The organism is Rhodococcus pyridinivorans, from assembly GCF_900105195.1.
Taxonomy (GTDB): domain Bacteria; phylum Actinomycetota; class Actinomycetes; order Mycobacteriales; family Mycobacteriaceae; genus Rhodococcus; species Rhodococcus pyridinivorans.
Genome location: NZ_FNRX01000002.1, coordinates 3,944,417 through 3,966,989, shown reverse-complemented (window position 1 = coordinate 3,966,989; position 22,573 = coordinate 3,944,417). Strand labels below are relative to the sequence as shown.

The window sequence follows — 22,573 nt, the reverse complement described above, 5'->3', positions numbered from 1 at the left end:
ACCTCCTGACGATGAAGTGTTTCCCATGCAGCATGCCCGGAACCGGTCACCGCGAACCATGACGTCCGCCGCCGGGTGACCCGATCAGGCGATGCGTTCGAGTGCGTGGTCGACGAGATACTCCGCGATCGCCATCGACGAGGTGGCTCCGGGCGACGGGGCGTTGCGCAGGTGCACGACCCGTCCGTGCCCGGTGACGACGAAGTCGTCCTCGAGACCTCCGTCGGAGTTCATCGCCTGGGCGCGGATGCCGCGCGGACCCGGCCGCACGTCGTCGACGGTCAGCCCGGGCATGTACGCGGCCGCATCGGCGACGAACCGCCGAGTGCTGCTCGCGGTGCGCAGTTCCCGGCCCGCTGCGGGCAGGTTGTGGGCGGCGAACCGCCAGAAACCGGGCCAGGCGACGGCATCGCGCAGATCCCGCCACGATCCGCGCCCGCCGCGATAGGCCTCGCGGCCGGGGGAGAGGAAGGCGTTGGGTCCCACCATCACCTCACCGTCTATCCACCGGGTGAGATGCACACCGAGGAACGGATAGCGGGGATCGGGCACCGGATAGATCAACCCGCGCACCTTCGCCGCCGCGTCGGGTTCGAGTAGCAGATAGTCGCCGAGGAACGGGACGATCCGCGGGTCGCGGGTGTCACCCGAGGTGTGGGCGAGGCGGTCGGACTGCAGTCCCGCGCACGTGATCACCAGGTCGAAGGCCAGTTGATCGCCCGGGATGCCGACGACGACCTGCTCGCCCGCCTCACGGATCGCCGTCACGGCGGTACCGGTCCGCACCGTGCCGCCCGCGGCAACGACGTCGTCCGCGAGCGCGCGGGTGACGGCGACGAAATCGATGATCGCCGTGTGCGGGGAATGAAGGGCCGCGATCCCGACGGCGTGCGGTTCGATCGCGGTGATCTCGTCGCCGCCGATGCGTCTGATGCCGGGGACCCCGTTCGCCGTGGCCCGCGAGAAGATCGCGTCGAGCCGGCCGAGGTCCGATTCGTCGAGGGCGACGACGACCTTGCCGCACTCGTCGTAAGGCAGGCCCTTGTCCGTGGTGAACGTCTGCAACAACTCCACCCCACGCCTGCACAACCGGGCCTTGAGGCTGCCGGGTGTGTAGTAGAGGCCGGCGTGGACGACACCACTGTTGTGCCCCGTCTGATGCGCGGCGAGCCGATCCTCCTTGCAGGCCCTTGTCCGTGGTGAACGTCTGCAACAACTCCACCCCACGCCTGCACAACCGGGCCTTGAGGCTGCCGGGTGTGTAGTAGAGGCCGGCGTGGACGACACCACTGTTGTGCCCCGTCTGATGCGCGGCGAGCCGATCCTCCTTCTCGAACAGAGTGACGTCGGCGTCCGTGAGGGCGAGTCGCCGGGCGGTCGCGGCACCGATGATTCCCCCACCGACCACCGCGACGCGAAGGTTGCGAATACTCAAGGGCCGCTCCCTGTTCTCCGCGGATCGTGACGTCTGTCTGCAGTCCGGCGAGTATATGCCGCGACGCTGTGAGGACGAGCTCTTCTGTCGGATCGCTCGGCGAAATCCCCCGAATGAGGGATGGCCGGGGTGACGAACACCGGTCGAGACTGGACCCACGGAATGGAGAGGTTCACCGAGAACCCTCGGCGATCGGATATCACCATGAAGAAACATCGAGCATCTCGTTCCATCGCAGTGCTCCTCGCCGCGTGCGTCGCCGTGGCGGTCGGCGGCGTGGCGTCGGCGGTGCCCACACCTGCCCACCTGCACTTCGGTCAGGCAGTGAGCGTCGGTGACGGAACCGCGCGTGCGTACGCCACCGTCGATGCGAACGGGGCCCCGACCGCCGTCGGTATCCGCTTCTCGCCGGCGGCCCTCGACGGACTGCCCGATGTCGACGAGATGTACATGCTGCACCTGCCCGTTCAGGCATCCGACACGGTGTTCGACCACGTCATGCTGAACTGGAACCCGCGCGGACACGATCCGACCGTGCTGTTCGGGAAGCCCCATTTCGACATGCACTTCTATATGACCGACATGGCGGCGATCGAAGCAATCGACCCGACCGCACCGGATTACGCCGCTCGCGCGGAACGACTCCCGGACCCGAAGTACATGCCCGGCGACTACGTGACCCCGCCGGGGATGCTCGCATCGCAACTCGCGGTGCCGTTCATGGGTGTGCACTGGCTCGACATCACGGAAGGAATGGTTCCGGGCGTTTACAACTTCACCGAGACGTTCGTCAACGGTTCGTGGGACGGCGACTACACCTTCATGGAGCCGATGATCACGCGGGAGTGGCTGCTGACCCGTCCCACCATCCGCGAACAGATCAAGTTGCCGGCCGCCTATCAGCACTCGGCCTGGTATCCCACCGTCTACAGCGTCGGATTCGACGAGCAGGCGCAGGAATACGACATCGCCCTCGGAGGGATGGTCCCGCGCCAGGAATCCTGACGCGTACCCCATGAGAACCATTGCGGTACAGCAGGAACAGTCACTGCATCTCAGGTGAGGGCGGCAAGGAGGGATCCGTCTCGCGCGCCACCGTCAAGTTTGCCGGACGGCGAATCGAACTCACCGAGGAACTGGCCCGCGTCGAGCCCGGCAGAGCCCAGCACCGCCGCAGCGTGAAGAGTCCGATCCGGTACGAGACCGTCTATCGCTTCGAGTCGGAGGAGACGGGAACCCGCGTCACCTTCCACCAGGACACCGAGGACGTCGGGAACTTCTTCGGCAAGTTCACCCAGCCGGTCGTGGAGAAACTGTAGGCGCGCGATGTGCGGAACAACCTCGAACATGCGAAACAGCTTCTGGAGGAGGGAGATGCGATCGAAGGGTGATGCGAAGGATCGACCCGCACCTACCGGACAGGTGCCGGTCCTTCGCGTGCTCGTCAGTGGTCGACGAGCGTCAACACCCGGTCGGCCGCAGCCGACGCACCGTCGACGGTTCGGAGACGGGCGCCGAGCTCTGCTGCCGCCGTGCGATGACCGTCGTCGGTCAGCAGCCTCTCCAAGGCCGCGCGTATCTGCTCGGGCGAGGCGGTCTTCCGCAGGCGGATTCCAGCCCCCGCCTTCGCGACCTCACGACCGATGATCGCCTGATCCGTCACCGCCGACATGGGCATGATCAGTATCGGAAGTCCGTGTGCGAGAGCCCGGAAGGCCGTCGCGTGCCCGCCGTGCCCGACGACCGCCGAACAGGTCGACATCAGCTCGTGGTGCGGGACGTACCGGTGGACGGTCGCATTGGATGGTACGCGCAACCCGGTAGGGTCGATCGCCGGCCCGGTCGTGACGACGAACTCCGCGTCCATCTCCGCGGCGGCGTCGAAGATGTTCTGGTAAGTGCGGCGCTGACCCGGGAAGCCGGCGGTGCTCAGACTGACCAGCACGCGCGGCGGTGTTCGACCGACCGCCGCGGCCTTCGCGTCGTGGATCGCACCGGTCCAGGTCATCGAGCCGTCCGTGCGCCGTCGCGCGGCCGGGTCGAGCACTCGGTCCGAGCACACGAGTCGCATGTCGGCCTGTTCCCACAGTCGCTTCGGACCCAGGCCGCGTAGTCGCGAACCGATCCCGAACGGTCCGTGCCGGAAGGCGCCGTCGAATGCGGCGAAGAAGGAATGGAACAGCACCACGTGCGGCACCCCGGTGCGCGCCGCAGCGTCCTGGGCGTTGAACAGCATGCAATCGACGATCACCAGATCGGTCGGCTCCCCGGCGATCTCGTCCCCCACATCCCGTGCGACGGCGGGGTCGGTCATCATGGCGTAGGCCATGGTCAGCACTTTCGGGGTGCTCAGTTCTACGTGCGGGGTCCAGGTCGGCGAGTGCCGGTAGCCGCAGAAGACGAGGCAGGCATCCTCCGCGACCTTCCGTTGCGATTCGTGACCGAGAACCCGAACGTGATGTCCGCGGCGGTGCAACTCGCATCCGAGCGCTGCTTCGAGCGGGTAGTTCCCGCCGCCTTCCAGTGTGACGATCAGGATGCGTGCCACGGCTCACCTCTTCCGATGTGCACCGACCGGGACGCTCGTCGGCGCCGGTTTCTCGACGAACCACCCGTCCGGCCCGATCTCCGTACCGACCCGGGGGAGGCAGTGCGTGAAGAACAGTCGTGCGACGAGTTCCTGCCGACTGTTCACGCCCGTCTTCGCATAGATGCTCTTCAGGTGGTCCTGCGCGGTGTACGGGCTGACGAACAGTCCACGCGCGATCTCGGTGCGTGTCTCTCCCGCAAGAACGCGGGCGAGGACTTCGGTCTCCCGTTCGGTGAGACCGTGAAGGGCGGCGGTCAGAGCCACGAGCTGACCGGGCTGCGCGGGTTCGATCACGACGACGATCCGGGCCGATTCTCCTCGGCCGTCCAGCGACCCGGCCCGCAGGACGAGCCACTGACCGTCCTCCGTACGGACACGGACGACGCGCGCGGCGGCCCCTTCGTAGCGGAAACGGACGGCGACCACTACGGCCGGGAGCATGAAGGCGCCTTCGGCACCGAGTCGCTCGAGATACTCCACCGCCTGCGGAGTAGCCGATTCGATCTCGTTGTCCGCGCCCACCACCACGACCGCGGGACCGGAACCGCCGGGTGATGCGTCCGCCGCGAGTCGAGGGGATTCGCGGAGCAACGACAACCGCAGTCCGTCGCCGATCTCGCCCACGCATCCTGCGAGTGCTGCCACATCGTCGGCGTCGAAGCGTCGGCCGGGGGCGCGCATGAGAGTGCCGCCGCCCCAGACGCGCCCGTCACGGCCCCGGAAGACGAGGCGCACCTCGTCGTCCATTCCCTGCGGTTCGAGGATCTCGCTGTAGGGCAAGGAATCGCGGATGTCGCAGTCGATCGCCTCGCGGATCGTCTGGACACCGGTGCGCGTCCGGGCGAGCTTGCGGTAGGTGTTCGCGAAGCGCGACGTGCCGTACTCGATGTGTGCCACCGTCTTCGCGGCACGACCGGGCGGGGCGTCGGCGCCGAGCATGGTCACGGACGTGAACAACATGCTCGCCGGATCGACGAGAGCGATGCATCCGATGTCGTAGTGGATACGCCGCCGGATCGTGTCGAGGACGGCGTGCCGGAACTCGACCGGGTCGGCGGTTCCGAGTGCGATGTCCCGAACCTCGCTGCGGAGCGCCGACGCCTGCCGTGACGCGGTCATATTTTCAGTATGTGCTGGTCACGGTCGCTCCGGTACCTTTCGGTTGCGGGACGAACGACGTATATACGGCGAATGCCGTCCCCGATCGGTGATCGGGGACGGCATTGTCCGGAACGGGACGAATTGCTCTGCGGCGCTGTGTGAGTGCTCAGCGGTTGCGGTCGGAGCTGTAGCCCCGGAGCCAGTCGGTGTACTTGTAGCTCGAGGTGTCGCGGGTGCGGAACAGCTCGTTGCGGGCCTCGCGACCGGCACCGTCGAGGTGCCACAGGTCGCCCCACATGCGTCCGGTGGTGAGGATGCGGTCGGTCGCGGAGCCGTCGGCGTCACCGGCGGAGAACTCACGCCGCCGCGCTGGCTCTGAGGTTTCCGCACGTACGAACGACGAAGGCTCTTCCATCCCGGAGAGGATGGAAGAGCCTTCGCTCTTTTACCGGACGGACCGATCAGCGCGGATCGCGCTCGCAGCCGATCCCGTCGTTGTCGCGGTCGAGACGCGGAGCGTATCCGGGGTCGTTGCGGTGGACCGGAGCAGCGCCCGCATTCCATGCCTCGGTGCAGTTCTCGAACCCACCGCTCGGTACGGCCGGAGCCTGACGGGCCGGGGGAGCCGGCGCGACCTGCGGAGCCGCCTGGGGTGCCGGCGGGGCAGGGGGAGCCGGAGGTGCCGGCGGCGGAGCGAACGGATTGAACGATCCGCTCGGAACGAGATCGGCGATGCCCTTCGGGAGCAGGTCCACGAGAGGGAAGGCGGTGGCGGTCGACGGTGCGGCGACCGTCAGAGCCACACACCCCAGCGTCGCAGCGACGATGCGGCGGAACTTCATGCGCGAGGCCTTTCTGTACTTCGTCCGGATCCGATTTGCCGGATCCGATCGAAATGTCGGCCTGGGCGTCGCGGGTGTTACGTCGCCCGCTCGCAGACGACGATCGGCCCGCTCGCGATCGGATGTCGCGAGCGGGCCGATGTACTCCGGGCCTGCCGGGGGACGGCCCGGATGCCTGTCGTACGCCGGGATCAGCCGGCGTGTGTCATCTGCCGGCTCAGCCGGCGGCAGTCTCCTCGAACGGCACGACCACCTTCGGGTCGATCCGCATGACGGTGTACCCCGCCACCGCTCCGGCACCGAAGCCGGGAGCGAAGATGCGCACCGGTTCGGTGATGACCCCGTCGCGGACCGCGTCGTGGATCGCGAGCGGGATGCTCGCCGACGACGTGTTGCCGACCTTCTCGATGTTGAAGTACAACCGGTCGGCCGAGAGTCCGGCGTTCGCGGCGAGCTCGATGACCATCGTCTTGTTCGCCTGATGGGGAACGATGAGATCGATGTCGTCGAGCAGCGAACGCTCGGCGTCGTCGGGAGACGGGAGGGCCTTGATCTCGTCGAGCATCTGCGCCAGATAACGACCGGCGAGCGTCTTCACCTCGGGTCCGTAGACCGTGATGAAGTTGTCGAAGTCCGGGTTCGGCCAGATGATCGAGTTGACCTCGCTCGTCGGGCCGCTCGCGTAGCTGTTGAAGAACTCGAGATCGGGTGCCTCGCCCTCGGCGGCCGGAGAGATGACCATCGCCGCGGCGCCGTCACCGAAGATCATCCGGGACGGCCGGACGGTGCCGATCTTGTCCGAGAACTTCTCGACGCACACCACGAGGACGGGGCGCTTGACCTGCTGCAGGATGCGGGTCGCCTCGGCCAGGCCGTAGGGCATTCCCGCGCACGCCGCGATCAGGTCGAACGAGGCATGGGTCTGCCCGATGCCCAGTTCGCCCGAGATCCACGTGGCCAGCGACGGGATCAGCCGACCGCTCGTGCACGTGCAGGTGATGACCGCGCCGATGTCCTGCGGGCCGACTCCGGCGTAGGTGATCGCCTGCTTCGCCGCCGTCAGGGCCAGGTCCTCGAAGGTTCCCGAGGTGTACCGGCGCTGCTCGATCCCGGTCTTGGCCGTGATCTCGTCGGCCGACATGGGCGACCAGTTGTAGGCGGTGTTACGGATCAGGTCCTCGTTGGTGCACACCTGGTCGCCGTGCGCGACCGCGATCGCATCGATGCGGGGTGCGATCGCGAACTCCGAGCGCACGTCGACGGCCGGGTAGGGCGCAGACGGTGCCACCGGTTCGTGCCGCGTGTACGAGGTGGCCTTACGGGTCTTGCCCGACATGACCCGGTTGATGAACCGCTGGACCTCGCGATTGCGCGGATGGGAGGCCACGACGTAGTCGTCGTCCTTCAGGTCCGCGACCCGGACGAGTTCGGTTTCGCTTCCGTCCCAGGGCTGCTGGTTGTGCAGAACCATCGACCAGCGGCTCAGTGCCTCGAGTTCGGCGACGTCCTCGTGACAGTCGAGGATCTCGTCGTATCCGAAGACGGGGTGGTTCGGATCGTAGTGGCGAACACGCAGGGTGATGTTCTCCGGATCGGAGATCAGCTGTGGCACGGTCGGTTTGACCGTGGGCAGGTCGCCGGCGAAGTGACGACGCGAACCGAAGACCGCGAAGAGTCGATCGAAGATGCGGTCCTCGGCGGCACTGTCCCATGCGCGGGGGAGAGCGCGGTAGGCCTCCTCGACCGCCCCCAGCCGCTCTTCGGCCTCGGGCCAGGGAGTCAGACGAGGCATGTAGACGTCGTCGCGGTTGCGGGGAACGTCGCCCCAGCGAATGACGCGCCGCTCGAACATCATCAGCGGGAATCGGTCGGCCCAGAAGACGTTCAGGGCCATGTCCCGCATGATCTCGAACTTCGAGGCGTACTTGCCCAGTTCGTGCCGGGAGAGGATCTCCGAGACCGTGGGTGCCTTGGTGTCGAAGTCGCGTCGGATGACGGCGTCGAGGTGGTCGACGCTGCTCAGCGTGGAGAAGTCGAGTTCGGGAACGAAATTGGAGGGGAAGACAATTCGGCCGTGCCGATTGAGCTCGAATGGCTGCATGTGCGAGGGGACCGTTCGATTCGAAGTAGTGGGTGGGGAGACCGGATCACATGTCCAGGCCGCCGTTGACGCCCCATACCTGACCGGTGATGTACGAGGAGGCGTCCGCGGCGAGGAAGTGCACGACCCGGGCGATCTCCTGCGGGTCGGCCAGTCGTTTCACGGGGATGGTGTCGGTGATGCGTGCGAGAACCTTCTCGGGGATGGCCTCGACCATCTCGGTGGCGACGAAGCCCGGGGTGACGGTGTTGACGGTGACGCCGATGCCGTTCGGGTCCAGCTTGTCGTTCTTGGCCAGGTAGAAGGCCGCTTCCTTGGCGAGGGTCTTGGTGAGACCGAACAGGCCGGCCTTCGATGCCGCGTAGTTGGCCTGGCCGATGTTGCCGGTCTCGCCGATGACGGAGGAGACGTTGACGATGCGTCCGGTGCCACGCTCGAGCATGTGGCGCAGTGCGGCCTGCGCCAGGTAGAACGCACCCGAGAGGTTCACGCCGATGACGGTGTCCCAGTCCTCGTCCTGCATCTTCAGCACCGTGCGGTCGATGGTGATGCCGGCGTTGTTGATCAGGATGTCGAGACGGCCGTGCGTTTCGATGACCTCGTCGATGGTGCGTCGGCAGTCGTCGGCGTTCGCGACGTCACCGCGGTGCACGGAGTAACGGACGTCCTTGCGGCCCGTCTCGTTCAGGTCTGCGAGGAACTGATCCGCCTGGGCGGTGTTGCGTCCGTAGCCTGCGGCGACGGCGGCGCCCTGGCTCGCCAGGCTGCGGCTGATCGCCGCACCGATGCCGCGTGTGCCGCCGGTGACGAAGGCGACGCGTCCGCGGAGTTTGTTTCCGCCGGCAGCGATCTGCGAGCTGGGTTCGATGGTGCTGGTCATGCTGATCTCCTCGCTGTGCGAGGGGGCGACGGGCGCGGCTGTTCGCCGACGTCGCACAAACGCCCCTTGCGCGTTGATTTCTCTGTGGAGGAGCACGTTTCGAATCCCCCTGACTCGAACGCGTGTCCCCCGAAACGAGCCTTCATTGGCTCATAACTCCCTGCGGCACCAATCATGCACTACCTCGATGATGTTGTCACCAGAAACAATTCGAGTCTCGAATTTCGTCAATTTGTCCAAGTAGTTCGAGAAGTATTGGAGCACAATCATATTCGACGAAGGTTCGGGGTTACCCCACGGTACGAACATGCTGAATGTTCGTATCCATCCGGACGTACAGCCTGCACGAATCGGACTGCTCCAGAATGGCACAACGTGCTACCGGGGAGTCAGGTACAACTGTGTGCACATGGCGTGGACGCGAACGTGTTTCGCGCATGGTCCCGAAAGTAATTGCAGATGAAGGGATTCGGAGTCGATTTCCTACCGTGGGCGGTCGCTTGACGCCTGTCGGGGAGAGACGCACTCCGTGCCGCCGAAGCTCGACCAAGACGAGCTCGTTGGTACTCCCCGTTCGAAAACGCGCCACACCTGGCGTCGGTGTGATTCTCGACACTGCAGAGGGTCGTTGTGGCGAAGCACAGGTCTTTCCGGCGATGAGAGGATGGCCCCGTGAGCAACACTCGTCTTGTCGAAACACCGGTGGCCGAACTCGAGGTACGTCTCGACGGGGAAGGGCCGGCAGTCGTCCTGCTGCCCTCCCTCGGGCGCGACTCCTACGAATTCGATTCGATCGCGAGCGACCTCGCCGCAGCGGGATTCACCGCTCTGCGACCGCAACCCCGGGGTATCGGCAGCAGCCGCGGACCCATGACCGGTCTCGACCTGCACGATCTCGCGGGCGACGTCGCCGCCGTCATCGAGCATTTCGACGCCGCACCCGCTGTTGTGGCCGGTCATGCGTTCGGGCACTACGTGGCCCGGGTACTCGCCGCCGACCGGCCCGAACTCGTCCGGGGGGTCGCCGTGCTCGCCGCCGGGGCCCGCCGGTTTCCGGCTTCGCTGACCGAGCGTGTCGCCAAGTGCTCCGACCTCTCGCTTCCCGACCACGAACGACTCGTGCACCTGCGCGACGTCTTCTTCGCCGCAGGACACGATCCGGCGGTGTGGCTCGACGGGTGGTGGCCCGACGCGATCGTGTCGCAGCGGGCAGCGATGGCCGCGACCGACAAGGAATCGTGGTGGACGGTGGCGCCGTCACCTCTGCTCGACGTACAAGCAGGAGAGGACGTTTTCCGGCCCGCGGAGACCCGAGGTGAGCTCGTCGACGAGTTCGGGAGCGAACTCGTCTCCACGGCCGTCGTGCCGGCTTGCGGGCACGCCCTCGTCCCGGAGGCTCCTCACGAGGTAGCCAGGATCCTGGTCGAGTGGATCCGTACGCGTCTCGGATGAAGGTTTCGTCATCTTCGGCTCATCGACCCCTCATCGTCGTGCGCCAAAGTTACCGGTGACCAGGACGAACACCGAGTCGAGGAGAACGATCATGGCGATGAGCCGCACCGCATGGGCCGTGACCGCTGTAGCGGTCGCGATGACGGCCGGCACCGTCGGTTTCGTGTCGGCGAACCGAGGTGAGTCCGCTCCCTCCGAACCGTCGTCGTTCACCGTCGCCCGCGTGGTGGACGAGACGACGACCGGCGGCCCGGATGGAACTGTTCGGGCGGGCGTCGACCCGGCCCGGGATGCGGGGCCGGGTGACCTGCCCACCGACATCCCCTACATCGACGTCACGAGCTGCGACGCGTGGTTCGAGGACTGGGACGACACGGTGCCGGACCACGTCGAGGACTTCTACGACGCGTGGGACGACCGCTGTGACGATGTGCACGACGACGACCGGGACGACGACCGGGACGACGATCACGACGACTGACCCGCACGACGGCCCCACGACGACGAGACCCCACCGGAAGTGTTCCGGTGGGGTCTCGCTCTCGTTGCGTGGGTTACGCGAGCGTGCGTGCCATGCCGCGCTCGACGGCCGCGATGATCTGCGGCCGCAGCTCGACCGCCGGCACGATCGCGTCGACCGAGCCGACCTGCTGTGCGCGCTGGATGTTGTGGATCGCCTCGAACTCGGCTGCCACCTCACCGAGCTTCTCCGACCGCACCGCGGTGCGCAGAGCGGTGAGCTCGACGCCCAATCGTGCCTTGTCGCCGTCCTCGGCGGCCCGCAGCTGCGCCTCGAGTTCCACGACCCGCGGATCGCTCGCGGTGCGCTTGTTGACGTCGCGGGTGAAGACCACCGCAGCCGCCGGAGCGCCACCGAGCACCGAGGCGAACGAACCCTCCACGGCGAGGACTTCCATGTTCTCGTTCAGTGCGCCCGAGAACACCACGAAGGCACCACCGTGGTAGCGGGAGACCACGACGAACACGATCGGACCGTCGAAGTTGACGATGGCCCGGCCGATCTCGGCGCCGTACTCGAGCTGCAGGTTGCGCAGCGACTCGGGGGAGCCGTCGAAGCCCGACAGGTTGGCGAGCACCACGAGCGGACGGTTGCCGCTCGCCGCGTTGATCGCCCGTGCCGTCTTCTTCGACGACTTGGGGAACAGCGTGCCCGAGGTCCACTGGTCCGGTCCGTCGGCGGGGAACCAGCCCTTGCGCGGGATCGCGCGGGACTCGATGCCGATGACCGTCACCGGGTTTCCGCCCAGGTGCGCGTCGAACACGACCGAGGTGTCGGCGTCGGCCATGTCGGCCCACCGTTCGAGCACAGCGTGGTCCTGGTCGACCACCGAGCGCATCACCGTACGGATGTCGAACGGCTTCTTGCGATCCGGGTTGGTCTCGGACGAGAAGATGTCGCCCACGGTGGTGAAGTCGCTGGACGGATGCACGTGCGGGTACACGCACACGTTGCGGTCGACCGGGTCGGTGGACGCGGCCTTGCGCGGGAAGCGCTCGCCCGGCGCGACGTAGGCGTGGGCGTAGTGCGCGAACAGCGTCTCGATGGCGGCCCTGAGGTTGGGGGCCCAGTACTGCGCCTGACCGTTGGGGCCCATGACGCGGTCGTAGCCACCGATACCGAAGTTGTCCTCGGCGGAGACGCCACCCGAGTAATCGAGCGACTGCTTGCCGGTGAGCACCATGGCGCTGTCCGGGGTCATCACGAGGATGCCCTTGGTGTGCATGAGCATCGTCGCCTCGGCGTTCCAGTACGGCTGCGCGCCGACATTGATGCCGGTGACCACGACGTTGATCTCGCCGCCGTTCTGCGTGAATGTGATGATGCGACGCAGACCGCGCGACACCCAGTCCATGTTCTCGGTGCCCGAGTCCATGGAGATCGTCGCGCCGGACGACAGCGCGAACCACTCGACGGGAGCGTTCAGGCTCTCCGCCAGGTCGATCGCGGCGACCACACGGGAGCACTCGGCCTCCGCGACGGTGCCCAGCGCCTTGGTGGGATCACCGAACAGCGTGACGCGCTTCATGCCCTCGGGGTACCGCGGGGTCGGGGTGTCGACGACGCCGACGATCAGACCCGCGGTGTTGCGGCCGTAGGGGCGGTCGACGGGCACGAGGGTGCCCTGCTCGTCGAAGTCGTACTCGACGAAGGTGCCCTCGCCGCCGGTGAGCAGCGGGATCAGCTCGTACGGGTAGACGGTGCCGCGGGCACGGGACCGCTGGACCTTCTGGGTGTACTCGTCGAGCGGCTTCAGCGGCTCCTTCGGCGGCTCGGTGACCCGCACGATGACGCCCGCACCGGAGCGGTACGAGAAGCGCAGGGCGACCTCGCGTGCCGGCTCGTCCTGGCGATCACGCCACGACCCGATGACGGTGATCTCCTCGAGTCCGGCACCCACGGTCAGCGGCGCGGCGTTGCGGCCGATGCGGCGTAGGTCCTCCATGTCGAGATCGACGGCGGGCCACACGTAGAGCACCACGCGGTTCGCGTCGAGACGTCGCCCGCCGCGGTTGGCCTGGGCGCGTCGCATGCCGTCGAGCGAGCTCGCGAGAGCGCGTTCGAAGGCCGGCAGTCCGACGATGCGACCGGACTCGTCGCGCTGCGGCGTCAGGTCGCGCACCTCGGCGAGGGCGATGAACCGCTCATCGGACGGATTGTCCTGCGACACCAGGTGATACAGGTAGGTGTCCGGGTTGGCGGGCAGGCGGGTGCCGTCGAAGTTCTTCAGGCGCCACAGATCCAGACGCTGACCCGTGAGCGGGTGGATGTCGCGGATGTTGGTCTCCTCCGCGTATCCGGTCTCGTAGGGGCGGAAGGTGAACACGTGCTCTTCGGCCGTGTCGGTGTGGCAGACCGTCACGGTCACGCGACGGGCCACGCCGGTCACCGGGCGTGCGGCGAGTTCAGCGCGCAGCGCGTCGGCCTGGGCGTCGGCATCGGCCGGAGCGTCGTCCCACGCGAGGTACAGGTCGATCACGAGGTTCTTCGTGTCGGGAACCGAGGCCGCCGACTCCTCGACGGCGTCGAGCAGCGACGCGAACTCGGCCTGCGGGGCCTCGGCGGAGATCAGGTACAGGCGCGTGCCGCGCAGATCGAAGTTGCCGGTGACGAACTGGTGTCCGCCGACGGTGCACGAACGCACGTCCTCGAGGGTGCGGATCTTGTACGCCCGGCGAGCGATGACCTCGAGCAGCGGGCCCGGAACGGTCTCCGGACGCGTGATCTGCTGTGCGAGAAGGTCGATCAGCGGCTCGGGTGTGGCGACCAGCGAATCGATGCGCTGCGCGTAGTCCGTCGCCTGCGGATGCTCGGCGAGGTACGCGAGCGAACCGCGGACCCCGTCGTAGACCTGCTCGCGGGCCTTGCGGATCACCGGCTCCTCGAAGTAGCGGTACCGCAGGTTGCGGGCGGTGTCGCCGATGACCGGGAAGCGGACCTGGGTCGCGACGATCAGCCGGTCGAGGACTTCGTTGAGCTCGTGGGAGATCCCCACCTCGGTGTCGTCGCGCTCGACCCAGCGGTCGAGCAGCGAGGTGACCACGGGGACGTGGGCCTCGATGCGCTCGAGCGCGAGGAACAACCGGTAGACGGCCTCCTCGAGCTCCGGGGTGCGATCGAGTTCCAGGACGTCGTAGTGCCGCAGGGCACGGGCGAGACGCGCGCGGAAGCTGTCGGGCAGACCCCCGACCTCCACGTCGAGCGACTGCAGGTAGCCGTGGAAGAACTCGCGGGGGCTGTGGACCCGGTCGTCGCTGTTCTTCTCCTCCTCGGTCGGACGGTTGCGCGACAGTTCGCACACGTCCGCGAAGGTCGTCAGCAGCGAGAGCTCGGCGCGGACGAGCGCGCACGAGTCGACCGAGCCGGAGAGACGCTCGTACTCGGCGAGCAGTGCCGCGGTGCGCTCGGCGGACACGTCGTATCCGGTGACCAGAGCGGCGAGCGAGTCGAGGCGAGCGAGTGCGTCGGCGGCGACATCGTCGCTGAGCGAGGGCGCCGGTGCAGCGAACTCCACGCGCTCGACGGTCTCGGTGACGACCTCCTCGACGATCTGGTCGACCCGCAGAAGCGGGGCGCCCGCGTCGACCTGCGCGTTGACGACGGCGAGGATCTCGCGGACCTTGCCGGCGAAGGGAGCGCGGACCGCGGTCTCCATCTTCATCGACTCGAGCACGACGAGGGTCTGACCGGCCTCGACCTCGTCACCGACGGCGACGGGAACCGCGACGACCACGGCCGGGGCAGGGGTGCGCACCACGCCGGCCTCGTCCTGGCTGATCTGGTGGCTGATGCCGTCGACCTCGACGAGGAAGTGGGCCGGACCGGCGATCGACACCACGTTGTGGCGGCGTCCGCCGAGGGTCAGGCGCGACTCGTAGTCGCCGAGCCGCTCGACGTCGACGTCGAACTCGGCGGAACCGGTGTCGACCCGGTAGCGGTGCGGGCCGACCTGGCCGACGACGAGCTCGTAGGCCTGGCCCTGGTAGCTCAGCTCGATCTTGCGTCCGACGGCGTGTCCGGCACGCGGCCGACCGCCGCGGGCGGAGGCGAGGAAGGCGGAGCGCTCGTGGGCCTCGTCGGTGTCGTAGACATCGACGGCCGTCGCGATCAGAGCGACGTCGGCGACCTTGGACGGACCGGTCTCGGCGCCGGCGCCGGTGCGGTCGAGCCAGCCGGTGTCGGCGGAGGCGTCGATGACCTCGGGACGGTCGAGCAGGTCGAGCAGGAACGACTTGGTCGTCGTGCCGCCGTCGAGGACGACGGTGGTCTCGCGCAGAGCGGTGCGCAGGCGGGCGAGTGCCTCGTCGCGGTCGCGGCCCCACGCGATGATCTTGGCGACCATGGAGTCGTAGTCGGGCGGAATGACGTCGCCCTGGGCGATGCCGGTGTCGACACGCAGACCGGAGCCGAGCGGGAACTTGAGCAGCTGCACGGTGCCGGGAGCGGGTGCGAAGCCGTTGGCGGCGTCCTCGGCGTTCAGGCGGGCCTCGACGGCGTGCCCGAACTCGCCGGGGCACTCGCCGGGAAGCTTCTCGCCGGAGGCGACGAGGATCTGCAGCTTCACGAGGTCGATGCCGGTCGTGGCCTCGGTGATGGGGTGCTCGACCTGGAGACGCGTGTTGACCTCGAGGAAGGTGAAGATCTTCAGGTCGGGCTGGTAGAGGTACTCGACGGTGCCGGCACCGGCGTAGCCGGCGGCGCGGACGAGATCGGCCGAGACCGTGCGCAGGTGGTCGGACTGCTCCTTGGTGAGCAGCGGCGAGGCGGACTCCTCGATGACCTTCTGGTTCTTGCGCTGGATCGAGCAGTCGCGCACGCCCGGGGCCCAGACGTTGCCGTGCTTGTCGGCGATGACCTGGACCTCGACGTGGCGTGCGTCGGTGACGAGACGCTCGATGAACACGACGGGGTCGCCGAAGGAACGCTCGGCCTCACCCTGGGTGCGCTCGAGGGCGAGCTCGAGCTCGTCTTCGGCGTAGACCTTGCGGATGCCACGGCCACCGCCGCCGGAGCGGGCCTTGATGATCAGCGGGTAGCCGATGGCCTGCGCGTGGCGTCGCGCGTCGGCGCGGGAATCGACGGGTCCACCGGACCACGGTGCGACGGGAACGCCGACCTTCTCGGCGAGGAGTTTCGCCTCGACCTTGTCGCCGAGCAGACGCATGGCGTCGGCGGAGGGACCGATGAAGGTGATCCCGAGGCGGGCGCACAGCTCGGCGAAGGCGGGGTCCTCGGCGACGAAGCCCCAGCCGACCCAGACGGCGTCGGCCTTCGCCTCGAGGAGCGCACGCTCGAGTTCTGCATGATCGAGGTAGGGGGTCGCCGCCGTCGTCGACGGCCGGAGGGTCACTCCTTCGTCGGCCTGACGGACGAACATCGCCCGTCGCTCGGCATCGGTGTGCAGAGCGATCGTCTTGATGTCGTAGCCGTGCTCGGAGTTGAGCTCCCGGACTGCCCGGATGAGGCGTACGGCCGCCTCACCGCGATTGACCACTGCGATCCGCTTGAACATACTCGTTGCCACCGTTCTCCATGGTTTGTGCACGCATCGGGCGCGCGTCTCGAAGCTCCACCCCAATGAGGAAGTCAAACTAACCGGTCCTACCTTCCACGCCTCGTGTTGGCGACGCGAGCGGGAACATGTAGCGGTCGGCTCCTCGTGGTTGGCATGGGCATGCGTGTTCGTCGTCGATCCACCGGGCAACATCCGCGGTGTCCGAAGGACCGTTTCGAACAGGTCTCCGCAGCTACGGCCGTCGGTTGCGACGGTCACGTCCCCCTGGGCGAAGGCTCCGTTCGGATTACAGCATGGAGGAAACATGAGGGTTTGTCACGTTTTGCTTCCATGCGGGGCGATCGGCGGCGCGCTCGTGGCCGACTTCTCTCACGGGCATTCGCGCGCAGAGGATTTCGCTCGGGAACGGGTGTCGGGGAGGGGGTCTCCGGTCCCGGAGGCCGCCGGTACTGTGCAGTAACACCGATCGGTAACTTCCTGAGGGGTCAGGGACCCGTCGCCGGCTTCCTCTCGCTTCTGCTGGTACGCAACGGTTTTCGCGCGCCCCCGTCTCGGGCGCGATCCGGGATCGGGCAAATCGTTCGGAGCTACCTCGATAATGCTGTGACATCCGTCACGAAGGGCGAAAAGGTGAAGGTCTCAACCGAACCGGAGCGCGGCCGTGGACGTGTGGGATCGTGCCCGTCGAGCGCCCGGGATCGGGGCCGTTACCGGGCATTTCTCCGAGCCCGCGCGGAATCTGGAACAGTGGACGGTGCATGCCTGCGGACGAGCCGCGAGGAGGATCCCCGTGTCCGAAGCCGATCGACCCCACCTCCCGGGGCGCGACGACGCGCCCGGCCGGGACATCCCGTCGGTGGACCGGCGGACACGTATCGCCGGGCAGGTCCGCCGGTGGTGCGAGACCGGCAGTATCGAGGGCGGGCACGCTCCTCTGTCGGACGCCGCGGCGGTCGCACTGGCCGCCGGCTACCTCGACGAATCGGCACGTGCTGTGCTGGCGAACCGCCGGCGCGTCGGGCGCCGGTTGCCCACCCTCGACGGATTCGGTGAGCTGCGCCGCCTGTCCGACGAGCACGCCCGCCTCCGCACACGGATCGACGGCCTGCGTCCCGGCGCTGCACGACTCGCACTCGAATACCGGGCCAATGAGCTCGGCAAACGCATCCGGGCGGCGCGACAGACCGTCGTGCACTCGCCGCTGCACTACGCCCAGGGCGTCCGCGCCGTGCGCCGCGACCGACGCGACGGGCTGCATCTCGAGATCGAACAACGCGAGGCGCTGTTCGCTGCACTGCGACGCACCCCGGCGCCCCTGCCCGTCACGCCCGTCGAGCAGGCCCGGGGAGTGGTGCTCGGTGTCGCCGTCGACCGCGTGGGTCGCTGGTCCGAACGCACCCCGCTGGCCGAGACGGGGCGTCGCGTCGCCGAACGGCTCGGACGCGAGGTGCCCTCCGGCGACGACCGCTTCGTCGACCGCTACGACACCCTGCTCTTCCTCGCCGGTTCCCTGTACGACCGCGTCGAGGCATCGGCGGCGTGGCGTTCGGAGTACTTCGAGGTTCAACGAGCCCAGCTCGATCTCGCCGAGGAGCTCACCCAGATCGCGGTGGACACCGTCGCCCTGCGCGACCTGCTCGACGAGTTGCAGTCCGCGATCCGATCGGCGCCCGAGGCGCGGTCCGATCTCGAATCCCGGGTGGCAGCGCTCGAACCGGTATGGGACCAGATCCTTGCGCGCGTCACCGCGCTCGCGCGCATCGGCGACCTGCTCACGCGCGCGGAGGGCCATCTGCATCTCACACACATCGCGCAGCGGACCGCGAGTCTCGACCAGCGGATCGACGACCTGATCGGCAGATCGGGTGCGCGCGAGTTGTCCGCCGAGAACACCGATTTCGTCGGCGACCAGCTCGGCGCCGCAGCCGAACCGATGGTCGCGCTCCGCAGTGCTCTGTGGACGGACATCGCCGAGCTCACCGCAAAGGAGTAACTCGGAGTTACTGTAATCTGTCACATCGATTCGGCTGCGTTTCGGGTCGTATCCCCGAACTCGTGGAAAGTGACCGTCTTCACTGGTGTATTCGTCCGAACCGGTGGTAGCTTCCTCGCGTCCTATCGGGGGTCGATACACAGGGGGGTGCGGTGGCGTCGCGGTTCGTGCGTACGGGTTTCGCGCTGGCTGTCGCTGCGGTGCTGGGGGTTTCGGGTTGTTCGGGGGCGACGAGCGTGTCCGTCGTCGACGACCCGCAACTCGAGGCCGAGTTCGAATCGGTGCTCGTCTCCGGACAGTCCCGCACGCTCGGGGAGGTCGCGGCCGCAGCGGGTGTCGAGTCGTGGGACCGGATGTACTACTTCCGCGTCCCGGTGCTGATGAGCGAACTCAACCGCGTGATGCACACCCCCGGAGTCACCTGGCGGAACATGCCGGGATCCGATGCCGAAGGGCTCATCGTCTTCGTCTCGGAGGGGCAGATCGTGCGCGCGGTCGCCGACCGCAAGCCGCCGCTGTACCTGAGCGGTTTCGCGACCTCCGATTCGTACGTCACGCCCGACGAACTCGCCGGCATGCCCCGTCTCGCGGTCGAGTCGAAGGGCCGATGATCCGGTAGCTGTCACCCGGCTGCCTCGTATGTCCGCCTTCGGGTAGTTTTGCTCGCGATATCGAGTAATGAATTTCTTTCCCGAAGAGGTGTGGGGTGGCACGGGTAATCGCGACGATCAACCTGAAAGGTGGCGTCGGCAAGACCACGACGACGGCCGCTCTGGGCGAGTTCATGGCGGCGGAGTTCGGGCAGCGGGTGCTGATGATCGATCTCGACCCGCAGACCAACCTCACCACGATGATGGTGGGGGAGGAGCGCTGGCAGGAACTGAACGAACTCGGTCTGACCCTCGCGACGCTCTTCCGTAAGGCGATCACGCCCCACGCCGACGCGTTCGACATCGAGAAGGCCGTCCAGAAGAACGTCTCGCCCGTGCGAGCGGTCCGTGATCTCGACCTGCTCGCGTCGTCGCTGGATCTCATGGACATCCAGGAGGGGCTCACCCACCAGCAGTACGCCGATCCCGGCTCGCACCGTCCCGTCGAGGTGCTGCTCTCCGCTGTCCGGCCCATCGCCGACCGGTACGACTACATCCTGATCGACTGCCCGCCGAATCTCGGGATCCTCACCCTCAACGGATTGCGTCTCGCCGACGGCTATCTCATCCCGACGATTCCCGACATCCTGTCCACCTACGGAATTCCGCCGCTGCAGACGAAGATCCAGGAATTCGCGACACGGACCGGGCACACCGTGCGGGAGATCGGTCTCGTCATCACGAAGTACCGCAGTGCCTCGAATCTGCACCGCACGATCATCGAACAGCTCCAGCGCGACCCCCGGATTGCGAGCGTCGTTCCCGCCTGGGTGCCCGAGGCCAATCAGATCGCGGCGTCCGCCGAGTTCGTGCCCTACGGCACGCTCAAGCGAAAGTACGGCAACACCGGCCAGTACGACGCACTGCGAATCCTCACCGAGACGATCATGATGAATGCGCAGGTGTACCTGTGACGAATCCCGACCCCGATACCGACATGGCACAGGCGCGTCTGCGGGTGCGCATCGGCGAGGCGAGTTCGGCGTTGCTCCGTCTCGACGAGGCGGCACCCGGCACGGCCGGCGCGCTCGTCGCTCTCGTCCAGGTGATCGCCGATGAGGCGGCGCGCACGCCGCGGTTCGCGAGGGCACTCGCGGGAGCGCTCTCGGTTACCGCGGACGCAAGCGCCCCGACCCCTGCTCCCGCTCCTGCTACGCGCCCGGCCGCGGCCCGAATGTCTGCGCGTCGCAGTCGTCGCGCACCCGGGGCCTTCGACCCGTTCGTGGTGTTCCGCGAGAGCGGCGAGGCGACTCTGCGGGAGAGGCTGTCGACCCTCGGGGTCGAACAACTCAAGGACATCATCGCCGAGCACGCCATGGACTACGACAAACTCGCGATGCGCTGGCGCACCCCGTCCAAACTTCAGGACCGCATCGTCGAACGGGTCAAGGCGCTCACCACGAAGGGTGATGCTTTCCGGTGATCGGTCACATGCAGTTCTTCTTCTGCTCGTAGCCACGTATGGTCGCACCAGACCTCCGGTCTCGATGAGACCGCGCAGGACGTGGGCACATCGCGCGTCGATCCCGATTCACTGCTCGATGTGCGCACCGAGAAGAGGAGTCGATATGGGGGACATCGTTCGACAGGGAGTCGCGGCCTTCGTGGCCGAGGTTCTGGCGCGAGGCGGCCGGGCCGAGCCGATCCCTGGACAGCGGGACGTCCGCGTACAGGGCGCGGACGGATCCGAACGTGTGGTGCGGGTGTGCTCGACGGCGAGCGATCCGTGGCTCGCGCGACGCCGCGACGGAGTTCCCGCCGCCGACGGTGCGGGCGTGTCGTACTGGGTGTTCGTCGATCTCGCACCCGAGCTACCGGAGTTCTACGTGGTGGACGCGGACGACATCGAAGGGGGAATCGAGGAGGAGGTCGCGCTCTGGCTCGCCGACCGCCCCGGCCGGACACCGACCGGCAGTCACCCGATTCAGCGCAGCAATGTCGTTCACGGTCAAGATCATTGGGATCTGCTCGGTCTCGACGCGGTCAAGGATCCCGACCACGACGCGGCGCCGGTGCCGGCAGCGGCCGTCCGCGTAGCACGTCCGGCCACACCGGCGGTCGCCGAACCCGACACCGACGACGGACGGCTCGCGGTGGTCGCCGACATCGGGGGATACCGCGTGCAGGGGCGCGTCGATCCGGTGTCCGGGACGCTCGAGATCAACCGGGGACCGATGGAGGGGCGTCGCTTCCCCGACGCCGCGGCAGCCGCACAGGCGCTCGTCACCTTCTTCGACGACCACGAGACCGTCCCCGACGGCGACACCTTCTGGCGGAGCGAGATCCTCGAGTGAGAACGCACTCCCGATAGCGGCTTCGGCTCGTTTCGATCTCCCGTAAGCGAGCTCGGCTCGTTTCGATCTCCCGTAAGCGAGCTCGGCTCGTTTCGATCTCGCTGACCACAACCGTCGACTCTGCCGACGGATGGCGGTGAACTGAATCGGCGCAAGCGACAACGCCAGGTTCAGATCATCGAAGGAGAGATCGCATGACCATCACCGAACTCGATCGCGATACGACCACCGCCGAATCTGTCTACACCGCCGGGGGCATCGTCGTCACCAAGCTGGGGGAGCACATCGGTGCGCGGATCGACGGGGTGCGGTTGTCCGGCTCGTTGGCGTCCGAGACCGTCGAGGCCATCCGCTACGCACTCGCCGTGCACAAGGCGATCGTCTTCCGCGACCAGCATCACCTCGACGACGAGGAGCAGTGGGCCTTCGCCGGCCTGCTCGGCACGCAGACCCAGTCGCACCCCACGGTCCACTCGAAGGGTAAGCGGCTGTTGCCCATCGAGGGTGCTGCGAACAGCTGGCACACCGACGTCAGTTTCGTCGACCGCATTCCGAAGGCGTCGATCCTGCGGGCGGTGACCCTGCCGCCGTACGGCGGTGCGACGACGTGGGCCTCCACGACCGCGGCCTACGAGCAGTTGCCGGATGCGCTGAAGGCGCTCGTCGACAACCTGTGGGCCCTGCACACCAATCTCTACGACTACGCCGAGAAGCTCGACGCGGGCAGCTCCGATCCGGCGCTGACCGAGGAGCGACGCCGCTACCAGGACGAGTTCCGCCGCAACACCTACGAAACGATCCACCCGGTGGTGCGGGTCCATCCCGAGACGGGTGAGCGCACCCTGTTGCTCGGTCACTTCGTCAAGGAGTTCGTCGGTCTCGAGCCGTCGGAGACCGCCGCGCTGCTCCAGCTGCTGCAGAGTCGGATCACGAAGCTGGAGAACACGTTCCGCTGGTCGTGGGAGAGTGGCGACGTCGCGATCTGGGACAACCGCGCCACGCAGCACTACGGCATCGCCGACTTCGGCGACCACACCCGCCGCCTGCATCGCATCACCCTCGCCGGCGACATCCCCGTCGGCGTCGACGGCTCGCGCAGCAGGGTCGTGCAGGGCGACGCGAGCGAGTACTCGGTGGTCGAGGAGCCGGCGCGACTGCCCGGCTTCGACGGGCACTGACACAGCAGAGCGCGAAACGGTC

At 67.4% G+C, this 22,573-nt stretch carries 17 protein-coding genes and 2 pseudogenes; 10 read left to right on the top strand and 9 right to left on the bottom strand.

The window, feature by feature from the left end:
* Nucleotides 1–84: 84 nt before the first annotated feature.
* Nucleotides 85–1,227, bottom strand: coding sequence for an L-2-hydroxyglutarate oxidase (lhgO, locus tag BLV31_RS18755; protein WP_064060116.1), 1,143 nt, complete (start codon nt 1,225–1,227; stop codon nt 85–87).
* Nucleotides 1,228–1,318: 91 nt separating this feature from the next.
* Nucleotides 1,319–1,651 (bottom strand): annotated as a pseudogene (locus BLV31_RS26040) (FAD-dependent oxidoreductase); the annotation flags it as partial.
* Between BLV31_RS26040 and BLV31_RS18745 the strand changes: the two are divergent.
* Nucleotides 1,640–2,440: a DUF5602 domain-containing protein gene (locus BLV31_RS18745; RefSeq protein ID WP_064060121.1), complete on the top strand. Its 801-nt coding sequence runs from the start codon at nt 1,640–1,642 to the stop codon at nt 2,438–2,440. The pseudogene BLV31_RS26040 and the gene BLV31_RS18745 sit on opposite strands and share 12 nt — an antisense overlap.
* 20 nt (nt 2,441–2,460) lie before the next feature.
* On the top strand, nt 2,461–2,754 hold the full coding sequence (locus BLV31_RS18740; RefSeq protein ID WP_248846170.1) for an SRPBCC family protein: 294 nt from the start codon (nt 2,461–2,463) through the stop codon (nt 2,752–2,754).
* A gap of 125 nt (nt 2,755–2,879) precedes the next feature.
* On the opposite strand, the gene BLV31_RS18735 is transcribed toward BLV31_RS18740, so the two are convergent.
* From BLV31_RS18735 to BLV31_RS18710, 6 genes and pseudogenes are all read right to left on the bottom strand, one after another.
* On the bottom strand, nt 2,880–3,983 hold the full coding sequence (locus tag BLV31_RS18735; RefSeq protein WP_064060115.1) for a glycosyltransferase: 1,104 nt from the start codon (nt 3,981–3,983) through the stop codon (nt 2,880–2,882).
* A gap of 3 nt (nt 3,984–3,986) precedes the next feature.
* The gene (locus tag BLV31_RS18730) at nt 3,987–5,144 is read right to left on the bottom strand and encodes a helix-turn-helix transcriptional regulator (protein ID WP_064060114.1); all 1,158 of its coding nucleotides are present in this window, start codon (nt 5,142–5,144) and stop codon (nt 3,987–3,989) included.
* 148 nt (nt 5,145–5,292) lie between these two features.
* Nucleotides 5,293–5,448 (bottom strand): annotated as a pseudogene (locus tag BLV31_RS25585) (salicylate monooxygenase); the annotation flags it as partial.
* A gap of 139 nt (nt 5,449–5,587) precedes the next feature.
* Entirely contained in the window at nt 5,588–5,968 is a 381-nt protein-coding gene (locus BLV31_RS18720) for an excalibur calcium-binding domain-containing protein (protein ID WP_064060113.1), read from the bottom strand.
* Nucleotides 5,969–6,185: 217 nt separating this feature from the next.
* Nucleotides 6,186–8,069: a 3-oxoacyl-ACP synthase III family protein gene (locus BLV31_RS18715; RefSeq protein ID WP_064060112.1), complete on the bottom strand. Its 1,884-nt coding sequence runs from the start codon at nt 8,067–8,069 to the stop codon at nt 6,186–6,188.
* Nucleotides 8,070–8,115: 46 nt separating this feature from the next.
* Complete coding sequence (locus tag BLV31_RS18710; protein WP_064060111.1) at nt 8,116–8,949, bottom strand: 3-oxoacyl-ACP reductase family protein; 834 nt, start codon at nt 8,947–8,949, stop codon at nt 8,116–8,118.
* Nucleotides 8,950–9,621: 672 nt separating this feature from the next.
* Between BLV31_RS18710 and BLV31_RS18705 the strand changes: the two genes are divergently transcribed.
* Both BLV31_RS18705 and BLV31_RS18700 read left to right on the top strand, forming a co-directional pair.
* Nucleotides 9,622–10,401, top strand: coding sequence for an alpha/beta fold hydrolase (locus BLV31_RS18705; RefSeq protein ID WP_064060110.1), 780 nt, complete (start codon nt 9,622–9,624; stop codon nt 10,399–10,401).
* Between the two features lie 97 nt (nt 10,402–10,498).
* Nucleotides 10,499–10,882 (top strand): hypothetical protein, encoded by a 384-nt coding sequence (locus BLV31_RS18700; RefSeq protein WP_006553957.1) that lies wholly within the window; start codon nt 10,499–10,501, stop codon nt 10,880–10,882.
* Nucleotides 10,883–10,955: 73 nt separating this feature from the next.
* On the opposite strand, the gene BLV31_RS18695 is transcribed toward BLV31_RS18700, so the two are convergent.
* Nucleotides 10,956–16,433 carry an ATP-binding protein gene (locus BLV31_RS18695; RefSeq protein ID WP_064060109.1) on the bottom strand — a complete coding sequence of 1,826 codons (5,478 nt, stop codon included), beginning with the start codon at nt 16,431–16,433 and terminating at the stop codon, nt 10,956–10,958.
* A 793-nt stretch (nt 16,434–17,226) separates the two neighbouring features.
* Here BLV31_RS18695 and BLV31_RS18690 point away from each other — a divergent pair.
* From BLV31_RS18690 to BLV31_RS18665, 6 genes are all read left to right on the top strand, one after another.
* A complete protein-coding gene (locus BLV31_RS18690; RefSeq protein WP_064060108.1) occupies nt 17,227–18,429 on the top strand; it encodes a hypothetical protein in 1,203 nt (400 codons plus the stop codon).
* Nucleotides 18,430–18,581: 152 nt separating this feature from the next.
* The gene (locus BLV31_RS18685) at nt 18,582–19,040 is read left to right on the top strand and encodes a hypothetical protein (RefSeq protein ID WP_248846169.1); all 459 of its coding nucleotides are present in this window, start codon (nt 18,582–18,584) and stop codon (nt 19,038–19,040) included.
* Nucleotides 19,041–19,135: 95 nt separating this feature from the next.
* Nucleotides 19,136–19,993, top strand: a complete 858-nt coding sequence (locus BLV31_RS18680; RefSeq protein ID WP_006553961.1) for a ParA family protein — start codon at nt 19,136–19,138, stop codon at nt 19,991–19,993.
* The gene (locus tag BLV31_RS18675; RefSeq protein WP_064060107.1) at nt 19,990–20,502 is read left to right on the top strand and encodes a hypothetical protein; all 513 of its coding nucleotides are present in this window, start codon (nt 19,990–19,992) and stop codon (nt 20,500–20,502) included. The genes BLV31_RS18680 and BLV31_RS18675 overlap by 4 nt, the downstream gene beginning before the upstream one ends.
* Nucleotides 20,503–20,647: 145 nt before the next feature.
* Nucleotides 20,648–21,373 carry a hypothetical protein gene (locus BLV31_RS18670; protein ID WP_033097347.1) on the top strand — a complete coding sequence of 242 codons (726 nt, stop codon included), beginning with the start codon at nt 20,648–20,650 and terminating at the stop codon, nt 21,371–21,373.
* A 194-nt stretch (nt 21,374–21,567) separates the two neighbouring features.
* Nucleotides 21,568–22,551 carry a TauD/TfdA dioxygenase family protein gene (locus BLV31_RS18665; RefSeq protein ID WP_019288129.1) on the top strand — a complete coding sequence of 328 codons (984 nt, stop codon included), beginning with the start codon at nt 21,568–21,570 and terminating at the stop codon, nt 22,549–22,551.
* Nucleotides 22,552–22,573: the final 22 nt, after the last annotated feature.